At 41.8% G+C, this 18,538-nt stretch carries 9 protein-coding genes and 5 pseudogenes; 4 read left to right on the forward strand and 10 right to left on the reverse strand.

Translation table 11 applies throughout. The features are described from left to right. Positions 1–7 precede the first annotated feature (7 nt). The 3 genes and pseudogenes from ACZ1G6_RS13560 to ACZ1G6_RS13570 all read right to left on the reverse strand — a co-directional run bounded on the left by ACZ1G6_RS13560 (position 8) and on the right by ACZ1G6_RS13570 (position 5,230). Complete coding sequence (locus ACZ1G6_RS13560; protein ID WP_472616769.1) at positions 8–712, reverse strand: DUF2982 domain-containing protein; 705 nt, start codon at positions 710–712, stop codon at positions 8–10. 87 nt (positions 713–799) lie between these two features. Next, a pseudogene (locus tag ACZ1G6_RS13565) lies at positions 800–3,980 on the reverse strand (efflux RND transporter permease subunit). A gap of 8 nt (positions 3,981–3,988) precedes the next feature. Further along, entirely contained in the window at positions 3,989–5,230 is a 1,242-nt protein-coding gene (locus tag ACZ1G6_RS13570; protein ID WP_472616770.1) for an efflux RND transporter periplasmic adaptor subunit, read from the reverse strand. Positions 5,231–5,351: 121 nt separating this feature from the next. Between ACZ1G6_RS13570 and ACZ1G6_RS13575 the strand changes: the two genes are divergently transcribed. Then, complete coding sequence (locus tag ACZ1G6_RS13575; RefSeq protein WP_472616771.1) at positions 5,352–5,984, forward strand: TetR/AcrR family transcriptional regulator; 633 nt, start codon at positions 5,352–5,354, stop codon at positions 5,982–5,984. 18 nt (positions 5,985–6,002) lie between these two features. Here the strand turns inward: ACZ1G6_RS13575 and ACZ1G6_RS13580 are convergent, their stop codons facing one another. Further along, positions 6,003–6,749: a CBM9 family sugar-binding protein gene (locus ACZ1G6_RS13580; protein WP_472616772.1), complete on the reverse strand. Its 747-nt coding sequence runs from the start codon at positions 6,747–6,749 to the stop codon at positions 6,003–6,005. A 239-nt stretch (positions 6,750–6,988) separates the two neighbouring features. On the opposite strand from ACZ1G6_RS13580, the gene ACZ1G6_RS13585 reads away from it, so the two are divergent. The 3 genes and pseudogenes from ACZ1G6_RS13585 (at position 6,989) to ACZ1G6_RS13595 (ending at position 10,415) form a co-directional block, all read left to right on the forward strand. After that, positions 6,989–8,005: an aspartate carbamoyltransferase gene (locus ACZ1G6_RS13585; RefSeq protein ID WP_472616773.1), complete on the forward strand. Its 1,017-nt coding sequence runs from the start codon at positions 6,989–6,991 to the stop codon at positions 8,003–8,005. A gap of 2 nt (positions 8,006–8,007) precedes the next feature. Further along, positions 8,008–9,292 (forward strand): annotated as a pseudogene (gene hemL / locus ACZ1G6_RS13590) (glutamate-1-semialdehyde 2,1-aminomutase). A gap of 7 nt (positions 9,293–9,299) precedes the next feature. After that, on the forward strand, positions 9,300–10,415 hold the full coding sequence (locus ACZ1G6_RS13595) for an adenylate/guanylate cyclase domain-containing protein (RefSeq protein WP_472616774.1): 1,116 nt from the start codon (positions 9,300–9,302) through the stop codon (positions 10,413–10,415). A gap of 182 nt (positions 10,416–10,597) precedes the next feature. Here ACZ1G6_RS13595 and ACZ1G6_RS13600 read toward each other — a convergent pair whose 3' ends face one another. From ACZ1G6_RS13600 to mrcB, 6 genes and pseudogenes are all read right to left on the reverse strand, one after another. Further along, positions 10,598–11,527, reverse strand: coding sequence for a Dyp-type peroxidase (locus tag ACZ1G6_RS13600; RefSeq protein ID WP_472616775.1), 930 nt, complete (start codon positions 11,525–11,527; stop codon positions 10,598–10,600). Further along, positions 11,527–13,228 (reverse strand): annotated as a pseudogene (ggt, locus tag ACZ1G6_RS13605) (gamma-glutamyltransferase). Before ggt ends, ACZ1G6_RS13600 begins: the two are co-directional and overlap by 1 nt. 288 nt (positions 13,229–13,516) lie before the next feature. After that, positions 13,517–14,798 (reverse strand): annotated as a pseudogene (amt, locus tag ACZ1G6_RS13610) (ammonium transporter). A gap of 24 nt (positions 14,799–14,822) precedes the next feature. Beyond that, on the reverse strand, positions 14,823–15,161 hold the full coding sequence (gene glnK, locus ACZ1G6_RS13615; protein ID WP_472616776.1) for a P-II family nitrogen regulator: 339 nt from the start codon (positions 15,159–15,161) through the stop codon (positions 14,823–14,825). Positions 15,162–15,335: 174 nt separating this feature from the next. Then, positions 15,336–15,863 carry a gamma carbonic anhydrase family protein gene (locus tag ACZ1G6_RS13620; protein WP_472616777.1) on the reverse strand — a complete coding sequence of 176 codons (528 nt, stop codon included), beginning with the start codon at positions 15,861–15,863 and terminating at the stop codon, positions 15,336–15,338. Between the two features lie 42 nt (positions 15,864–15,905). Further along, a pseudogene (gene mrcB / locus ACZ1G6_RS13625) lies at positions 15,906–18,232 on the reverse strand (penicillin-binding protein 1B). Positions 18,233–18,538: the final 306 nt, after the last annotated feature.

Below are 18,538 nucleotides of genomic sequence, written 5' to 3' on the forward strand. Positions count from 1 at the left end.
ATTGGTGCTATTGTGCTCGACTAGTGGCTAATAGACTTTCTTGGCAATTTCGAAGTAAATTAACAAAACCTGGTCCATCTCTGTCAATATCATTCACCGATAAATAAACGTCGTAACCAAGCCCTTCACTCAGTTTGCGCATACGATTAGCAAACATTGCGGTAACGCCAGTGATCAAAGAACCATCACGACACTTATATTTTGTATCTTCGATAATATCATCGCCATAGCTAGAACAAGACTGACAGTCACTCATAATCACTTGTGCAACCAATGGACGTTGTTCTAATAATAGATGCGTAATTAAACGAGGTGATATAGAGGATAAAAATGGCTCAGGATCCCGTAATTTAAAGCCCACCATTTCTAAGTCAATATGCTCTAAACCTCGATGAATTCGGGGAACGTCAATACGTTGGATATTTTCCCATGGTATGGTCCAATTGCCTCTGCGATGATGATAAATAATGGCCGATTTGGTGATTGCCAAACTAAATTTTGGCTCTTTAAGTTTATAAAAGCCCATCACAAAAGCAATAATGCTACCACTGACAAATAGCACTCCAAGTAAGAAAAACATGGGTCCAAGCGCACTGATAATAACAAATCCTACAAACGCTAACAAAACACCTACGAGTATCGTTGTCATACCATTACTTGCCGCAGAGCTGCGAATATATATTGTTTCGTCTTGTTCGTTATTGCCAGACATAAAAGTAAACCACCGCCATTATCAAAGCCCATATTAAAATATACCGACTTTGACGGCAAAAAGCACAATCCGTGCGCCACCATTTGCTTAATTTTTTAAAACTGTTTGCCACCATTGTTGACGCCTATGTCGTATTCTACACAAAGTCGCTACTAATACCGGAGTAAAAACTAGTGATAGTATAACCGAAAATCCAACCCCACCGGCAAGTACCACCGCTAGAGGAGGCCAAAAACCACCTTCACTAAAAATTAGCAAAGGGATTAAGCCTCCAACCGTTGTGAAGGTTGTCGATAGTATATGGCGGCTACAACTCATCGTTTCTTCAACAATCGACTGAGTATCTCCAGTCATTGCTTTGGGATTAGCGGCAATTGCAGCAATGACAACAATTGAACCGTTAATGGCAACCCCAATAAGACCCGCACTACCTAACAGAGGATTAAATCCAATCGGTAAACCTGATAACCACAAGCTCATAAAGCCTAAGCCTACCGATAAAATAGCAACCACACCAATGACGACAGCGAACCGAACACTACTAAAACTTAAAATCAACGAGGTGATCATCAACACTAGCAAAACAGGTAAGTAGGTGGCCAATTGACCTAAAGCTGCTTGTTGCTCGTCTGCATCCCCTGCCATTTTAATGCGATAGCCTGGTGGAAGTTCAACATTTTCTTCAACTATTTTTCGTAGTTTTTCACTAGCGGTAATAGCCGCTACGCCAAGGCAACAAATATGCTTGCACTTTGTTTATTCGTTCGCCATCTAAGCGTGTAATACCGCTTATGCTAGGTCGCATTTCTAGTTTTCCTAAGCCAGAGACGCTGAGTATTTGTGCTTGGCTATCGCTACCGGGCGTCGGCATTGCAACAAGTGGCATAGCCTCTAACTGTTTAATACTGCTGCGCTGCTCATCGGACACGCGGACTCTGACATTTAGCTCTTCGGTCCCTTCAAGTATAGAGCCGCCCATTTGCCCCGATAATGAAATCTGCAGTTGTGCAGATATCGCACTTAGTGACAAATTTGATAAATAGGATTCGTTTTCACTAACATCATATATTAGTTCTGGCTCTTCACTGCTAATCGACATCAAAGAGTTAGTCACACCAGGAACTTGAGTCATGGCTTCACGAATTTGCTTACCTAAATCGTCTAAGACCTGTAAATCATTGCCAAAAATATCAATCTCAAGGGGCGCTGCAATAGGCGGCCCTTGACCAAATTTTCTGGCAATCACTTTTGCTTCAGGAAACTTATCTTGTAATTCAAATTGTAGCTGCGTTACCAGTACTTCGGCTTGTTGCACAGAATCAGCGGTGATCACCGCGTTAGCAAAATGTGGTGTATTATCACGACTCATCACTTGATTATAATATACCGCCGGCGTTGAGCGCCCAATCATCCAAGTTACCTGCTTGATGCCTTCTTTGTTAGCGATATACTTATCTGCTTGTAGGGTTAAATGATGCGTATTGTTGATGCTACTGCCTTTTGGCAACATAAAATACAATTCAAACTGGTCACGGTCAGCACTTGGAAAAAAGACATTGTCTAGCTGTTTCGATAGAACAAAACCTGACAAGCAAAACGCGATAATAATTGGCAACACTAGCACTGGGCGCTTAACCGCTTTGCCAATCCACTGACGAAATGCCAATGACACCTCGGGTAATTGAAAACCGCGTTTATACCAAGGAGCTTCAATATCTGCATCTCTGGGTAAATATCTAGCCGCCAATGCAGCAATGATAGTTAGCGATATTGCTAAAGACCCTGCTAAAGCCATAACCACACTAACGGCAATTGGACCAATAAAGTCGCCAATATTACCATTTAGAAGAAATATCGGCATAAAGCCTAAAATAGTAGTGAGCGTAGAAGCCAGTAACGGTGAAAAAAGGTGGCGTACACTCTTTTGCAACACCGCTAACCGACTCATTGACACATCGAGTAAATTTAGGCGAATCTCATCGGTGATCACAATCGCATTATCGATTAGTAACCCTATTGCAATAATAATCCCAAAAATTGACATTTGGTGAATCTGTTGGTCAAAGAAGCTTAGGCTAAATATGGCAAACGACGCACATAAAGGCAGCGCTAGTGCAACTATCCACGAGGCCTTTGCGCCCATAAAAAACAACACAACGAACATTACGACAAGTGAGCCAATCAATAAATTACCACTAAGCTCTGCTAATCGTGCTTCAGTGTAGATGTTTTGCTCAAACACCAAATCAGCGGTAAACGAACTGCCAAACTCTTCATTAAAGGCAAAGACTTTGTCTTTTACTGCTTGGGTCCAAGTATCTACTCTGACCGTGGTTTGCATACGAGCGGCAATGAATATAGTGCGTTCGCCATTGAGCAACGCGATTTCACGCTCGGGCATTTGCTGGTTTCGTTCAACCTTAGCTATATCTTGTACGCGTAAATACTCACCATTGAGCGTTTGAACCGGGATTTGTGCAATGATAGCGGTACTATCTAAAGGTTCAGACACTTGAAGACGAATATCATTGTTTGTTGTCCGTAGCACGCCTGCTGGTAGTTTCGCGTCAGCAGATGCGATCCGATTGCTAACATCCTGCAGACTTAAGCCACTTAAAGCGAGTTGCTGTGGATTAACACTAACCGTAATCTCTTCTGTTGGCTCACCATAAACACGCACCAATTCGGTACCTGACACGTTTCGAATACGATCTGCAATCTCACTTGCCATTCGACCAAGCTGACTAAGCTCAACAGGACCATCAGTACTTGCTGAAATGGCAAATAAAATAGTGAATGCAGTCGCGCCTCGTTTGTCTTCAAATATTGGTGGATTAACCCCTTGAGGGAATCGCTTTGCAGCTTCATCAACAGCAGAACGTAATTTAGAAAATATCTGTTGGTTGTTTTCATTGCTAGTCCAATCTTGAATTTCAATCGAAACCGATGAAAATCCAGCAGTTGATGTAGATTTAACTTCTTTAACTTCAAATAACTCTCGTACTTCATCTTCAATAACATCCGTTACTAGTGCCTCAACACGTTCGGCAGATGCGCCTGGGTAGCTGGTCAGAACGAGTACATTGCGTAAATCAATGCGGGGGTCTTCAAGTCGAGGTAAGGTGTTAACGGCCGATAAACCTGCAACAAGGATGATGATAATACTTAAAGCCAGTAAATGACCTTTTCGGAAAAATGCGGTATACCAAGGTGCTTTTGGCTCACAATCCCGATTTAACGATATGTCGTGTTCTTCTTCGTGTGACATGTTATTTCCTAAAGCTGTTTCAAGCTAAGCATGTCATTCATGCTTTGCGTAATATCTATCACATTAGTCAATTTCTGATTTGGGCTTAAGCGGTGTAATCCCGACATAACTACTTGGTCTGCCTCTTCAATTGCGCCACTAACAAATACTCGCTCACCATCTGAATAAACGACCGAGACCATTCGCGTGCTAACTCGTTGATCCTCATCTACAACATATAGGGTCCACAACCCGCGAACACCACTAGCAAGTGCCGAACTCGGCACCCATGCACCTTCACCAGGCATGTCCATATCAACACTTAATGACACCAAGTCACCACTGACCACCATTTTCTTTTGCATTTGGGTCAGTGATGCCATGTCAATTCCCAACACCGCGTTAATGGTGCGTGTTGCAGCGTTACGTTGCTTAGCAATTGATTTTACGCTGCCCTCAAACATTGTTTGGCCAATGTAAAGCGTAAAGACATCGCCGACTTCAACACCAAAGGCGGTTTGCTCCGGCAAGCCAAACCGAGCTTCAAGGGCGCCATCCCCTAAAATAGTAAACACTGTTTGGCCATTGTTTAGTACCGTACCCTCATCTATATGCTGAACAACAACTTGGCCAGAATAAGGCGCACGTAATACGGATTTGGCCAATTCAACTTCTAAGCTAGCCAGACGAGCTTGCGCTTGCGCTACTTGGGCTTTGCTGACATCTAACTGAGCAACTGCTTCGTCTAATATTTGCTGTGGTTCAAGTTTTTTAGACACTAAATCCTTGACCCGCTGAGCTGATAATTCGGCAAGGGTTTGATTTGCCTGAGCCGTGACTAAATCGCTTTGCAATTCTTGTTGTCTAGCTTCAAGACGTTTGGTATCTAACTTAGCAAGCACATCACCTTGTTGAACAAATGCGCCTTCTTCTACATCAACTTGTGCAAGCACCCCGTTTAAGTCAAAGCCTAGTTCAGAACGCTGAATCGATTCCAATCGCCCAAATAGTACGCGCGGCTTTTTATATGAAGATTGCAGGGTGACTTGGGCTACTTCAACTTTTGATGTTTGAGTTAAATGCATTTTTTCGTCATCTACCACCACCGCAGAATCATTACCTGATGATAGAAGCAAAATGATCAAGGCACTAAAGCTAACCGCTGCGATGATAAGTAGCCGTTTTGGTTTACTTTGTAACGCACTACTAGGCTTAGTTTTAGGCTTGCCTTTAGACTTATTTTTACTTATTGACTTTGTAGACGCCTTCATAAAATTACCAAATAGAAAAGTAGTAGGATATGGATTGCATCCTAGGATAAAAATACTAGACTGTCTAGTCTAGTAATGTTAAATTTTTATCATAAAGTAAAAAATCGTTTATAGTAGTGACATGAATTGTAGTAAAACTAAACCAGTCGGGCGTCCTAAAAGTGAGCAAAAACGCTCGCAGATATTACACAGCGCCGCTGAACTTATCCTTAGCCATGGCTATGAAAAAACCTCTATGGACGCAGTAGCCAAAGATAGCGGTGTTTCAAAGCAAACCGTTTATTCTCACTTCAAGAATAAAGAAGCATTATTTAATGCGGTTATCGAGGGCAAGTGCGAGCAGTATCAATTACACGAATCGGTGTTTGCATCTACCCAAAGTAGCTTAGTAGATATTCTAACAACGGTTGCGTTGCGATTTACTCAGCTTTTAAACGATGAAAACGTGATTGCAATGTATAAAGTCATTATTGGCGAGTCTCAACCAGATTCAAAAATTGCCGCATTGTTTTATCAAGCGGGTCCTGCTCATAGCATAACTTTACTTACTAAAGTGTTTATGGAGCACCCTGAAAGCCAATTAGCAAAAGATAAAGCAAGAGAGATGTCGATAGATTTCTTTAACTTAGTAAAAGGGGATTTTCATATGAAAAGTATGTTACATCTGCCAACTAACCAAAACGACACACAGCAAGCACACGACGCTGAAAAAGTAGCATCAAAAACAATGGTACTTGTTAAAGCAATGTCCTAAGCACTGATAATAATCAGGTTATTTAACAAGCTTAATTTTACCAAAAACTGAAGCGTCAATGTATCCGCGATTCTTATCGCCATTTACTGGCTCTATATGATGCGAGTTCACAAAGTTTTCACGATACTCAGAACCATCATTATCACAATAGGCTAGCATAAATCCAAGTACTTGATCTGGGTTAAGAGTCTGCGATTCCATGGTATCAAAGCGCTCTTGAAAACTATATTGGTAGGTGTCGGGAACGATTTTTATCGCCACTTCCCAAATGCGCTTACCTTCCCTATTCGTAAGCCAGCGGCTATTAATATGATGATTAAACAAAAGCTTATCATCTTCGCCCCTTTCGTTTGGCCCCATGTCCACTGCGTGATTGTCCAGTGCAATGTGATATGCAAAGGCGTTATAATTATTCGTATGGATACCCCCTGATGCGTCAGCATCAATGAACACTTCTAAGGCATCATCATCCCAATAACGCTCAAACATATTGGGGCGTGCATCATAGAGCACGTCATCGGTAATTTCAGCTAATAAATATAGGTGTTGGGCGTCCCACAACAACTTATACCGTCCAGAAAAATCCTCTGGTGTGGGTTGTTCGCCTAAAATCAAATGTGATATTGGATACCAAGGTTCTGCTTCCCAAACGGCGTCAATTTCACCATCAATCTTTATGGGATGTTCAGTATGATTAATTGAGGTCTGTTGTGCGATAGAACAAACAGAACAAACAACTAACAACATTGCTAAGGAGACTTTCATTCCAAGTCCTTGGATATTTGGGGAAACGAATGTCTAAATTTACCGCGTTATCAATTATATACAAGAGAAAAATTAACTATCTAACATTAGGCTAAAAAGACAACTTTATTGTGTCGTAAATAAACCAGTACCCATGTTGCAATTAAGTCGTGTATCTAGAACTTGTTTCCTCACTAAAACTACGCTTTTTTTCTAAAACTTGATATCATAGGTATAAATAGAATTATCTTGATAACACCATGAAAAACTTTGCTGGTGAGCACATTCTAAGCGTCGACCAATTTGATCGCGAATCCGTAGAACATATTTTTAGTATCGCCAACAGTATGCAGCCATATGCCAATCGGCAAAAACGCTCAACCGTGCTCGATGGTGCAATTTTAGGTAATTTGTTTTTTGAACCTAGCACACGAACACGCGTTAGTTTTGGTACTGCATTTAACCTTCTTGGCGGTGAAGTACGTGAAACCGTAGGGATGGGCAATTCAGCGTTAGCAAAGGGTGAATCGTTATATGACACAGCACGTGTATTAAGTGGATATAGCGATATTATTGCAATGCGACATCCCGATGCTGGTTCAGTAAAAGAGTTTTCGCAAGGTAGCCGTGTACCAGTTGTCAATGGCGGCGATGGGCCGAACGAACACCCAACTCAAGCTTTACTCGATTTATACACCATTGCTAAAGAACGTGCTTCATTTGGGCAAAGCATCGATGGCTTGCATATCGCTATGATTGGCGACTTAAAATTTGGGCGAACCGTTCATTCATTAGCGACCATGCTTTGCTTGTTTAAAAACATCAAATTTACCCTTATATCCCCAAAAGATTTATCAATGCCATCGAAGGTGTGTGATGCTATTGTCAATGCTGGTCATGAACTTATCATTAGTAACGTACTTGAAGGGCTTGTCGAGGCCGATATTTGTTATCAAACACGTATCCAAGAAGAACGATTTGAGTCCCAAGATTTAGCTAACCAATACCGCGGAAAATTTAGACTTAATCAACAAATTTACACAAAACACTTTAAATCACAAACGGTCATCATGCATCCTTTACCTCGTGATTCACGGGCCGAAGCAAACGAATTGGACAATGATTTAAACCTTAATCCGAATTTAGCCATATTTAGACAGACCGATAATGGCGTTTTGGTGCGTATGGCACTATTTGCACTAACGCTTGGCGTTGACAACATTATTCAAAACTATGACAAAAAAGTCATTTGGTACACCACAAAGAGCACTAATTAATCATGAATAAATCTGAAACCCTTTTTGAACGCGCACAGCATACCATTCCTGAGTGGCGTTAATTCTCCAGTAAGGGCGTTTAAAGCTGTAGGGGGCACACCTCGCTTTATTGATCGGGCAGATGGCCCATATATGTATGACGTCGATGGTAATCGATATATCGACTACATAAACAGTTGGGGTCCAATGGTATTAGGCCATAACAACCCACAAATCCGAGAAGCAGTTATCAAAGCAGCAGAAAATGGCCTAAGTTATGGTGCCCCCACCGCCGCTGAAATTGAAATGGCTGAACTTGTCAGTAGCATTGTGCCGTCGATGGAGATGGTACGCATGGTGAATTCCGGTACCGAGGCAACGATGAGCGCGATAAGACTTGCTCGTGGCTATACCGGTAAAAATAAATTGCTTAAATTTGAAGGTTGTTACCATGGACATGCTGACTCATTGTTAGTCAAAGCAGGATCAGGCGCTTTGACGCTAGGAGTGCCTAGTTCACCCGGTGTACCCCAGGATGTAGCAAAACACACCATCACATACGAATTCAATAACCTTGCTTCTGTTGAGCAAGCATTTGAAGAGTTTGGTGATGACATCGCATGCATTATTGTTGAACCTGTTGCCGGCAATATGAATTGTATACCGCCTGAACCAGGCTTTTTAGAAGGTTTGCGCCGCTTATGCGACGACAATGGTGCAGTCCTGATTTTTGATGAAGTCATGACTGGGTTTAGGGTTTCGTTAGGTGGTGCACAAGAGCGCTTTGGCGTTACGCCAGACTTGACGTGCTTAGGAAAAGTGATTGGCGGTGGCATGCCCGTAGGTGCCTTTGGCGGCAAGCGAGAAATATTGACGCATATTGCACCAACCGGACCAATATACCAAGCGGGCACCTTGTCGGGAAATCCAATTGCCATGGCAGCAGGATTGTGTGCTTTGAAACAACTAAAAGCACCCGGTTTCTATGACAGTATCTTTGCAAATACAAAGGCCTTAGCTGAAGGTTTTCAAGCGATGGCCGATAAAAACGGTATCCCCTTAACAACGAATGTGGCCGGTAGTATGTTTGGTATTTTCTTTACTGATGAAAAGGTCGTTAATTATCAGCAAGCAATTAGCGTTAACCAAGCTCAGTTTAACCAGTTTTATCACCATATGTTAAGCGAAGGTGTTTACTTAGCGCCAGCATCATTTGAGGCTGGTTTTGTATCAAAAATGCATACCAGTGAAGTAATCGATGCCACATTGCATGCAGCAGATAAAGCATTTTCTAGGATCAGTGTATAGTTAATATATGTCTACCACTCTTTTTGTAGTTATAGCGCTAATCTGTTGTTACGCTGTGTTTATCACAGCGTTGTGGATTATTCAGCGTAAAATTCATCAACAACAAGAAGAACGTGAAGACAAAGACTACCAACAAACCATTCAACGTAATTTAGAAAATATACAACGCACGGGCTTATTTGGCGTTAGTATGACTCGCTTGTCAGGCTCAGATCCCCTTGTTGTTATTGCAAACCAAGCCAAACAGCTGCATCAAACATTTCAAAAATTTGTGCCTAGACAGTTTGTTGAACATTTTGGTCAAGGTGGTGTAGAAGGATTGGCACTTGGTCATGCGGCCGAGGCTGAAGTGGCAGTTATGTTTTGCGATATCAGAGGCTTCACAGGTTTATCTGAGAAAATGTCACCACAACAATTAATGAATTTCTTAAATGCGTATTTTTATCGAATGAATCAACCGATTCATAACAATAACGGATTTATTGATAAATTTATTGGCGACGCAATTATGGCATTATTTGATCACCCCGCAGGTGACGAGACCGAAAAAGCAGAAGATGCTGTCAAAGCAGCATTAGGCCTTCAAAAAGCACTACGCCTTTATAATACCCATCGTGCTAACAGTAAATATGAATCAATTGCCCATGGCGTAGGTTTACATTATGGTCCAGTGATAATGGGAACGGTAGGCTCTGATGATCGCATGGACACTACTGTTATCGGCGATTCAGTCAATATTGCTCAACGTTTAGAAGCACTAACGGATCACTTCCATACTAATATCCTCGCCAGTCGAGCTTTAGCCGATGCAGCGTCACAGCGCTTTAATTTTGCTCACCGCACGCTTGATCACATTGTGTTAAAAGGAAGAAGCACACCGGTAGAGGTAGTCGAGATTTATGACCACTTAGATGAAGAAATCATCGAGCAACGTGACAAAACTAAATACATTATCCAAGATGGAATTGAAGCTAGAAACAAACGTGACTTTAGAAAAGCTATCGATATTTTCACAAAAGCTCGTGCTGACTATCCACAAGACCAAGCCTTTCGATATCACTTACACATGTGTGAAACTCTGCTTTACGCCAATCAATGGGACGGTTTAATTCGTATCCAATAGTTTGGCTTTATTCCTCACTTTTTAAAACCGCATATATTAGTAAAATTGTGTATCCATAGTCAAAGACTGACTATTCTCTAAAAGAATATATATTCTTTTATTTGCTTCATCAAACATTTGGCAGCTAAAATTACACGCTTAACATATGTGTTTTTTGCTCAATTATTTTGATTTAAGAATGATTATTCGGGTTCGCAATGTACAGATTGATTGCGGATAAACTGTATAGAGGGAGCGAAAAAGGCACCGCCTGTTTCTGCATTCGAGTAGTCTAAAAGTTTGTCATAATGGCCATTGTCATCACCATAAACTCGGCTATGTAAGTAGTTCATGAACGCTTGTGGATGGTGGCAGCAGGCTACAAAGTAGAGGCCTTGAGTACTCATATCACCATATGGCATGCTTTGATTTAGCATACTTGGGTATTCGCCACCTGAACCAACTAATTTTGTTCTAAAAGCATGCGAATCAAGACCTGAGCTAACTACATCCATATTATGCTCTTGCGTTTTGCCCATGATTTGCTCTTGGCGTTTGTTCGAAAGTTTGTTCCATTTAGCCATATCGTGACGATAGCGCTGTATAAAAATATAAGAACCGCCGGCAAGCTCAGGCTCATGTTGATCAACTAAACTTATCCCAAACTTTTGACTCCCCCTAGGGTTATCATCGCTAATTAAAAAGCCTGTCCAATCTCGCCCATCTAAATATCGAAATGCTTGTACTTGTTCAACAAGTTCAGTGTATGAACGCAGCGCTTCGATTACTTGAATACCTATCGCTTGACAAATATCCAAGCGATCGGCTCTAATTTGAATGAATAAATCACTTGGCAAGACAGGTGCGCAGCGGTCTTCGCACTGCATATCAGGAAATGGCGCTAAATAAGCAGGACGCTTACTTGGATAGAGTTCATCCCAATAGGCACTGCCAATACTTATCACACCTGAAACCATCGCTTCATAGTGTTCTTCATCGTAGTAATCGAATATATCCAGCAAGCCCGCAAGCTTGCTTCTAATATTAGCAGCGTCATCATCCACTACATTAAATAGCAGATACAAGGCATGCAAATTGGGTTCTGCACAGATTCCCTTTTGGGCTTGACTCATTAATATCCCGCGGCTTGACCGTCTTTACGCGATTCTGATGCGCCAAAGTATACTTGGTTCTTTTCATCATACAAGATCGCTTGATAACCACCAAATGCACCTAGACTATCTTGCATCACATGTCCCTTTTTCATTAATTCTCGTCTAGTCTCTTGGCTAAAGCCGCTTTCAAGGCTAACGTAACCACCATCAGTCATTGCAGTCCCAATCGGCGAACTTGAGCCGGTATGTATGATTCTTGGGGCGTCACCCGCCTCTTGTAAATTCATTCCAAAATCAATCATGTTAACGATAATTTGCGCATGCATTTGAGGTTGCGTTCCACCGCCCATGACACCAAAACTCATCAAAGGTTTGTTATTACGAGTCACAAATGCAGGAATAATTGTATGAAACGGACGCTTGCCTTGTTCATATTGATTAAAGTGACCTTCTTGTAGCGCAAATACTTCACCGCGGTTTTGCATCACAAAGCCCAAATCGGTTGGGATCATTCCTGAGCCCATACCACGATAGTTACTTTGAATAAGTGACACCATGTTACCGTCTTTATCCGCGACCGTTAAATAAATGGTATCCCCATCATTTTTGCCCGCATCAACACGTTTTGCCGCTTGTGTAGGTGAAATCAGTTTTTGACGCTCTTTGGCATATTCCTTTGAAATTAACCAATCTACAGGAATCTGATTAAAGTTGGGATCTGCATAAAATTTCGCTCTATCTTCAAAGGCCAGCTTTTTAGCTTCTACAAAGGTATGTACGTATTCAGCAGAATCATGTCCCATGCTTTCAATATCATATAGCTCTAGAACATTAAGGATTTGCAATGCCGCAATACCTTGTCCGTTCGGCGGTAATTCCCAAACATCATATCCACGGTAATTTGCTGAAACAGGCTCAACCCACTCTGAGTAATGCGCAGCCATATCTTCATAACTTAAGTAGCCGCCCTGCTCCGCCATAAATGCACCAATTGTGCGAGCAATATCGCCTTTGTAAAAAGCATCTCTTCCACCAGTTGCTATTTTTTCATAAGTATTAGCCAATGATGGATTCTTAAAAATTTGACCTTTTTGAGGAGTTTTACCATTAAAGGTGAAGGTTTCGTTAAACCCAGAGTATTGTCCAATTCGTGCTTGATTTCTTTCAAAGTAATAAGCAATGAGTTCAGAAACAGGGAAACCTTTACGTGCATATTGTATAGATGGCGCCAAAATCTCCTGCATTGACATGCTACCAAAACGCTCGTTAAGCATAAACCAACCATCTACCGCGCCTGAGCACTGACACAGGTAAAGGACCAAATTTAGGAATTTCGCTTAAGCCTTTTTCAGCAAACATTTCCATTGTTAATGACTTTGGCGAACGACCTGATGCATTAAGCCCGTACAGTTTCTCACTTTCTGCGTCCCACACAATGGCAAACAAATCACCACCAATGCCACAGCCTGTAGGTTCAACCAAACCAAGCATTGCATTTGCCGCTATTGCTGCATCAATGGCATTACCGCCTTTTTTAAGTACATCAAGTGCAACTTGTGTGGCAAGTGGCTGACTAGTTGCAGCCATACCATGTTGTGCAATGACTTCAGAACGCGTAGCAAATGGCTGACCTGTTATTCGGTCATATGCTTTTGAATGGTGAGCAATAGTTGATAAAAGTGTGAAGAGACTAGCAAAAATAAACAATCGTAGCGCCATGGCAAATCCTTAATTATTATCATCGAGGTATATACGCACAAACAGACAAACAGGCTTAGCATAGCGCTGCTTTATTTACGATAGTATACATTAACGTTCGATTCAGTGAAGCAAAGTGCAGATGCCATTTAAAATGTTTGCTCACCTCTATCACTCTATTACTTCTATGCAAAAAAAACCAGCAAAGATAATTTGCCGGTTTTAAGTTTATATCACGGTTTTATTCTGTCTTATTATTGTTATGTCTTATTGTTAACCGTGTTCCCTTCCAATTTTGCTAAGTGACGCTTAACGAGTAGTCTGTGTGAAATCAGGGTAAGCTTCTAAGCCACACTCGCTAATATCAACACCTTCGTACTCTTCTTCTTCAGATACTCTGATTCCGATAACTGCTTTAATCGCTAGCCATACCACTAAGCTTGTGACGAAGACCCATACAAAGATAGTTAATGCACCCACGATTTGACCCACAAATGTTGAACCTGAAGCCTCGCCAGCTGCATCAATAACCTGTGGGTTAGTCAATGGCACTAATAACAACCCTAGCAAACCAACAGTACCGTGAACTGAAATGGCGCCTACTGGATCATCAATCTTCAGTTTATCTAGCGCTAAAATACTAAATACAACAAGAATACCGCCAGCTGCACCAAATAGGGTTGCAATCAATGGTGTTGGAGTCGAGGGCTCTGCAGTAATAGCAACTAAGCCCGCTAGCGCACCGTTTAAGGCCATTGTTAAATCAGCTTTTCCAAACAAAACACGAGCTAATAAAAGAGCAGCGACTAACCCGCCGGCAGCAGCCATGTTTGTATTTAAGAAAACAACAGCAACACTGTTAGCGCTTTCTACGCTTGCTGTCGCTAGCACTGAACCACCGTTAAAACCAAACCAACCCATCCATAAAATGAACGTACCTAGAGTTGCAAGTGGTAGGTTTGCGCCATGGAATAGCATTTGCTTTACCGTCTTTGGTGTACTTACCTTTACGAGGACCTAACACAAGCACGCCAGCAAGTGCTGCGGCCGCACCAGCCATATGAACGATGCCTGAACCAGCAAAGTCACTAAAGCCTAAATCACCTAAGTTGAATAGTCCAAATACATCCTTTGAACCCCATGTCCAACCGCCTTCCATTGGATAGATGAAACCGGTTAAAACAACTGTAAATAGTAAAAATGACCAAAGCTTCATGCGCTCAGCAACAGCGCCCGACACTATCGACATTGCAGTAGCAACAAAAACTACTTGGAAAAAGAAATCAGCAGATGGGGCATAAGTATCGCCGTGTGCTTCTACGCCATCACCAACGATGCCGTCTAAAAATGGGACCGCTGCATGCAAGCCATCGGCTCCACCATACATTATGGCGTAACCACACACCATATACATAATACAAGCGATTGAATATAAGGCGACATTTTTTGTCAGAATTTCAGTTGTGTTTTTCGCACGGACAAGGCCCGCTTCTAACATAGTAAAACCGGCTGCCATCCACATAACGAATGCACCGCAGATTAAAAAGTAAAAGGTATCTAAGGCATACCCGAGTTCGAATGTTATTTCCATGATGTGTTCTCCAGGATGTGCTTATTACAAGGCTTCGCCATCAACTTCACCAGTACGAATACGTACGGCTTGTTGTAGGTCGTAAACAAATACTTTACCGTCGCCAATTTTGCCCGTTTTAGCTGCGCCTACTATGGCTTCAACCAGACGGTCAACTTGATCTGCTTTTATCGCGATTTCAAGTTTCACTTTTGGTAAAAAATCAACTTGGTATTCTGCTCCGCGATATAGCTCGGTGTGGCCTTTTTGACGACCAAAGCCTTTTACTTCGGTAACTGTCAATCCGTCGATGCCAATCTCTGATATGGCTTCACGAACATCATCTAGCTTGAAGGGCTTAATGATTGCAGTGACTAATTTCATATGTTGCTCCTGCGATTGAGTTAAAATGTGTTGTCAAACACCTAATACAAAAGCAATGCCAACTCTTTTATATATTTATTTTCAATCACTTAGCTACATATAGTGGGGATGTAGGAGACAAACCAAGCACCAAGATGGTGCATGGGGATATTTTTGATTATTTATGGTGCGCGCTTAGTCATCGCGTTGAGGCTTGAGCTCTTTTGCAAAACGTTGCGCATTTTCTTGATAGTGCAAAGCTGACTTTTCTAGCAAAGCTGCTTGCTTTTGGCTGAGTTGTTTAACTACTTTAGCGGGCGAGCCAATTACCAAAGAGTAATCAGGAATCTCCATTGCTTCGGTAACCAAAGCATTCGCGCCTATAATGCAATGATGGCCAATTTTGGCGCCATTTAACACAACGGCATTGATGCCGACCAATGAAAAATCACCTACTTGGCAGCCATGTAACATCACTTTATGCCCAATGGTGACCCCTTTACCGATGAGCATTGGAAAGCCATAGTCTGTGTGCAAAATAGACCCGTCTTGGACATTACTGCCCTCTCCAACTTGTATCAAATCACAGTCACCGCGCAAGACTGCATTAAACCAAACACTGCTATTATTTTGTAACTCAACTTTACCCATTACGTGGGCACCGGGCGCAACATAAACGTTTTCACCTAACTGTACTTTATCTTCACCTAATTGATATATCATGTCTATTCACTCTTAAATGTTTGCTTGGTCATAACCAGACGCTTATTCACTAAATAAGCGTTCCCACCATGTTTTCTTTCTATTTGTATCGTTTGGCAACGCAGGCATATTGTCACATTCAATTGCTTCTTCTAAGCCCTTTTCTATTGCTGGTAAGCTAATCACATCTGGGCACCTGGAAAACTGCGCTCCCCTGTTAAGCGATTAAAATGTGCAATACTAAGGGTATCGGGAAAGCGCCTGACCAATGTTTTTGGCGACTGTAAACGTTGAAACTCAATAAATACTGATAATGCACCGCTAGCGCCAGACATATTAATTGGTTGATTATCATCTGTACCTAACCAAACGCTGGTGACTAAATTTCTATCGAACCCTGTAAACCAACTGTCTCGGTAATCATCTGTCGTCCCCGTTTTACCTGCCATGTTGGTTGCTGGAAATTCAGTCTTTATACGCTTTGCAGTGCCATCAAGAGTCACTTTGTGCAAGGCATAATTTAACAAATAGGTTGCATCTTCGTCGGTACGTTGTTGAAAACTTGGCTCTAACTTCCAAATAAGTTCATCATCATGCGTACTAACTGCGTACAAAGAATACAACGGCCGCATTTCACCATTGTTAGACAAGGTCTGATAGGCCTGATTAACCTCAAAAGGTGACAGTTCAACCGCGCCTAAAGCAACAGAAGGCAAAGCAGTAAATTCCCGATTAACACCGACCCTATTGAGCGTATTTACCACTTCATCAAATCCAACAGCTTGGGCTATATTTACGCTAGGCACATTATATGAATATACTAATGCATCAAGTAAGCTGACTTGGTCTCTAAACGTTTTATCGGCATTCATTGGGTGCCAGCGTTCACCTTTGACATCATCAAAGCTAATCGGTTTGTCTTCTATGATAGTGGCAAGGTTAAATCTAGCCGGCTCCTCAAGCGCTCGTAGATACGAAATGGGTTTAATCAAGGAACCAATGGGCCTATACGCATTTAGCGCGCGATTAAACCCTGCAAATTCTGTATTTTTTCCGCCTACAATCGCTCTTATTCCACCTGAGGCTATATCCGACATCACCAGCGCCCCTTCTAAATCAGGCTTTTTGTAAGCTTCAGCCTTTTCGCTAATTACGTCACGCAATGCTTGTTCAGCTCTGCGCTGAGCGTTGATATCCAGGGTAGTAAATACTTTGACCCCAGACAATCGAGTCTCTTGAGTTTGTACAACTTTGCTAAGCTCGTTTCTAACTTTATCCATAAAAGCAGGATGCTTACCCGATGCTAGGCTTGGATTGTCATGTGTGCTTAATGGGGCGTTAATCGCCTGTTCATATTCAAAACGATTAATCTCGTTTGCTTCAAATAGCAAGCGTAACACTAGATTTCGCCGCTGTGTCACTCGCTCAACAGAACGTTTTGGATCATAGTATGAAGGACCTTTAACCATCCCAACTAGAGTCGCAATTTCTTCAATTTCAAGCTCGTCTAAGGGCTTGTTAAAATAAAAATGACTCGCCAAGCCAAAGCCGTGTATTGCCACTGCCCCATTTTGACCTAAAAAGACTTCATTAATATACGCGTTAAGAATCTCTTCTTTGCTATACCTAAAGTCAATCACTAGGGCCATTGCTGCTTCTCGCAATTTACGAATATAAGAACGTTCGCGGCTTAAGAAGAGGTTTTTAACGAGTTGTTGCGTGAGCGTACTGCCACCTTGTACAGTTCTACCAGCCGTTAAATTGGCCATAAATGCTCTAGCGATTGATAAGGGGGCGACACCATGGTGTTGATAGAAATTTTTGTCTTCAACCGTTATCAACGCGCTTTTTAGTAGCGTTGGAATCTGTGTATCAGGCATCAGCATACGATCTTCCGACAAACCATCCACTAGGCGCGATACCAGCCATGGCTCTAAACTTGTCTTTTTGAGTCTGCGCAGTACATTTTTCTGACCATCAAGTACTTCAATATCGCTAATTCTTTCTTGGTCCCAAGATATTTTAATTACTTGTTCTGGATATATATTGTCTGGATAGTAAAAGGTACGTCGATAAATGAGCAGGTGATTAGCATGCATTGAAAATTCACCGACCTCATCAACTATGGCATTTTGACGATAGCCCAATAGGTCTAATTCATCTTTAATTTCAAGCGCACTGATTTCTTGTTTTGTATTGATCACCAATGGACGTGCATAAATCTGTGCGGGTACTTCCCACTTATTTCCTTCGAAGCGAGGTTTAATTTGAGCATCAATATAAAATAAATATGCGCCAAGTGACGCTAATAACAATACACTAAGCTTAAAAAAATGGTGCTTTATCCAAACAAGAGGTGACAACGCAATACCCATTAGTTTGCGACTCATAGGTACTTGTGCCGTTTTTTTGGATATGCGTTTTGCCCGCGGTTTAGCCCGTGATTTAGATGGAGTACGTTTTTGTTTAGCCGAGCTTGCTGGCGACTTTTTTGAAACCAATGTTATTCCTTATAGTGTTGCTATATTGTCCTGCTAAGGTGTTTTTGTTTTTTTCTTTTGTTTTCTTACCCATAGTCATTGCCACCCGCTTTTATTGCAAATTGACGTTCTACTTTTTTACCTTTCGCTGATACCTTAGTCTAAAAAGCTAGACATGGCTTAGGCCTAGGTTTAGCCTGTTAGTTCAACCAAGCA

This window comes from Glaciecola sp. HA4-3 (assembly GCF_055693685.1).

Bases quoted from the DNA above. Each gene is read 5' to 3' on its own strand.
- ACZ1G6_RS13600 (WP_472616775.1), bottom strand. From the start codon at position 11,527: ATGAGTCAAGCCCAAAAGGGAATCTGTGCAGAACCCAATTTGCATGCC.
- glnK (WP_472616776.1), bottom strand. From the start codon at position 15,161: ATGAAATTAGTCACTGCAATCATTAAGCCCTTCAAGCTAGATGATGTT.
- ACZ1G6_RS13580 (WP_472616772.1), bottom strand. From the start codon at position 6,749: ATGAAAGTCTCCTTAGCAATGTTGTTAGTTGTTTGTTCTGTTTGTTCT.
- ACZ1G6_RS13570 (WP_472616770.1), bottom strand. From the start codon at position 5,230: ATGAAGGCGTCTACAAAGTCAATAAGTAAAAATAAGTCTAAAGGCAAG.
- ACZ1G6_RS13575 (WP_472616771.1), top strand. From the start codon at position 5,352: ATGAATTGTAGTAAAACTAAACCAGTCGGGCGTCCTAAAAGTGAGCAA.
- ACZ1G6_RS13560 (WP_472616769.1), bottom strand. From the start codon at position 712: ATGTCTGGCAATAACGAACAAGACGAAACAATATATATTCGCAGCTCT.
- ACZ1G6_RS13620 (WP_472616777.1), bottom strand. From the start codon at position 15,863: ATGATATATCAATTAGGTGAAGATAAAGTACAGTTAGGTGAAAACGTT.
- ACZ1G6_RS13585 (WP_472616773.1), top strand. From the start codon at position 6,989: ATGAAAAACTTTGCTGGTGAGCACATTCTAAGCGTCGACCAATTTGAT.
- ACZ1G6_RS13595 (WP_472616774.1), top strand. From the start codon at position 9,300: ATGTCTACCACTCTTTTTGTAGTTATAGCGCTAATCTGTTGTTACGCT.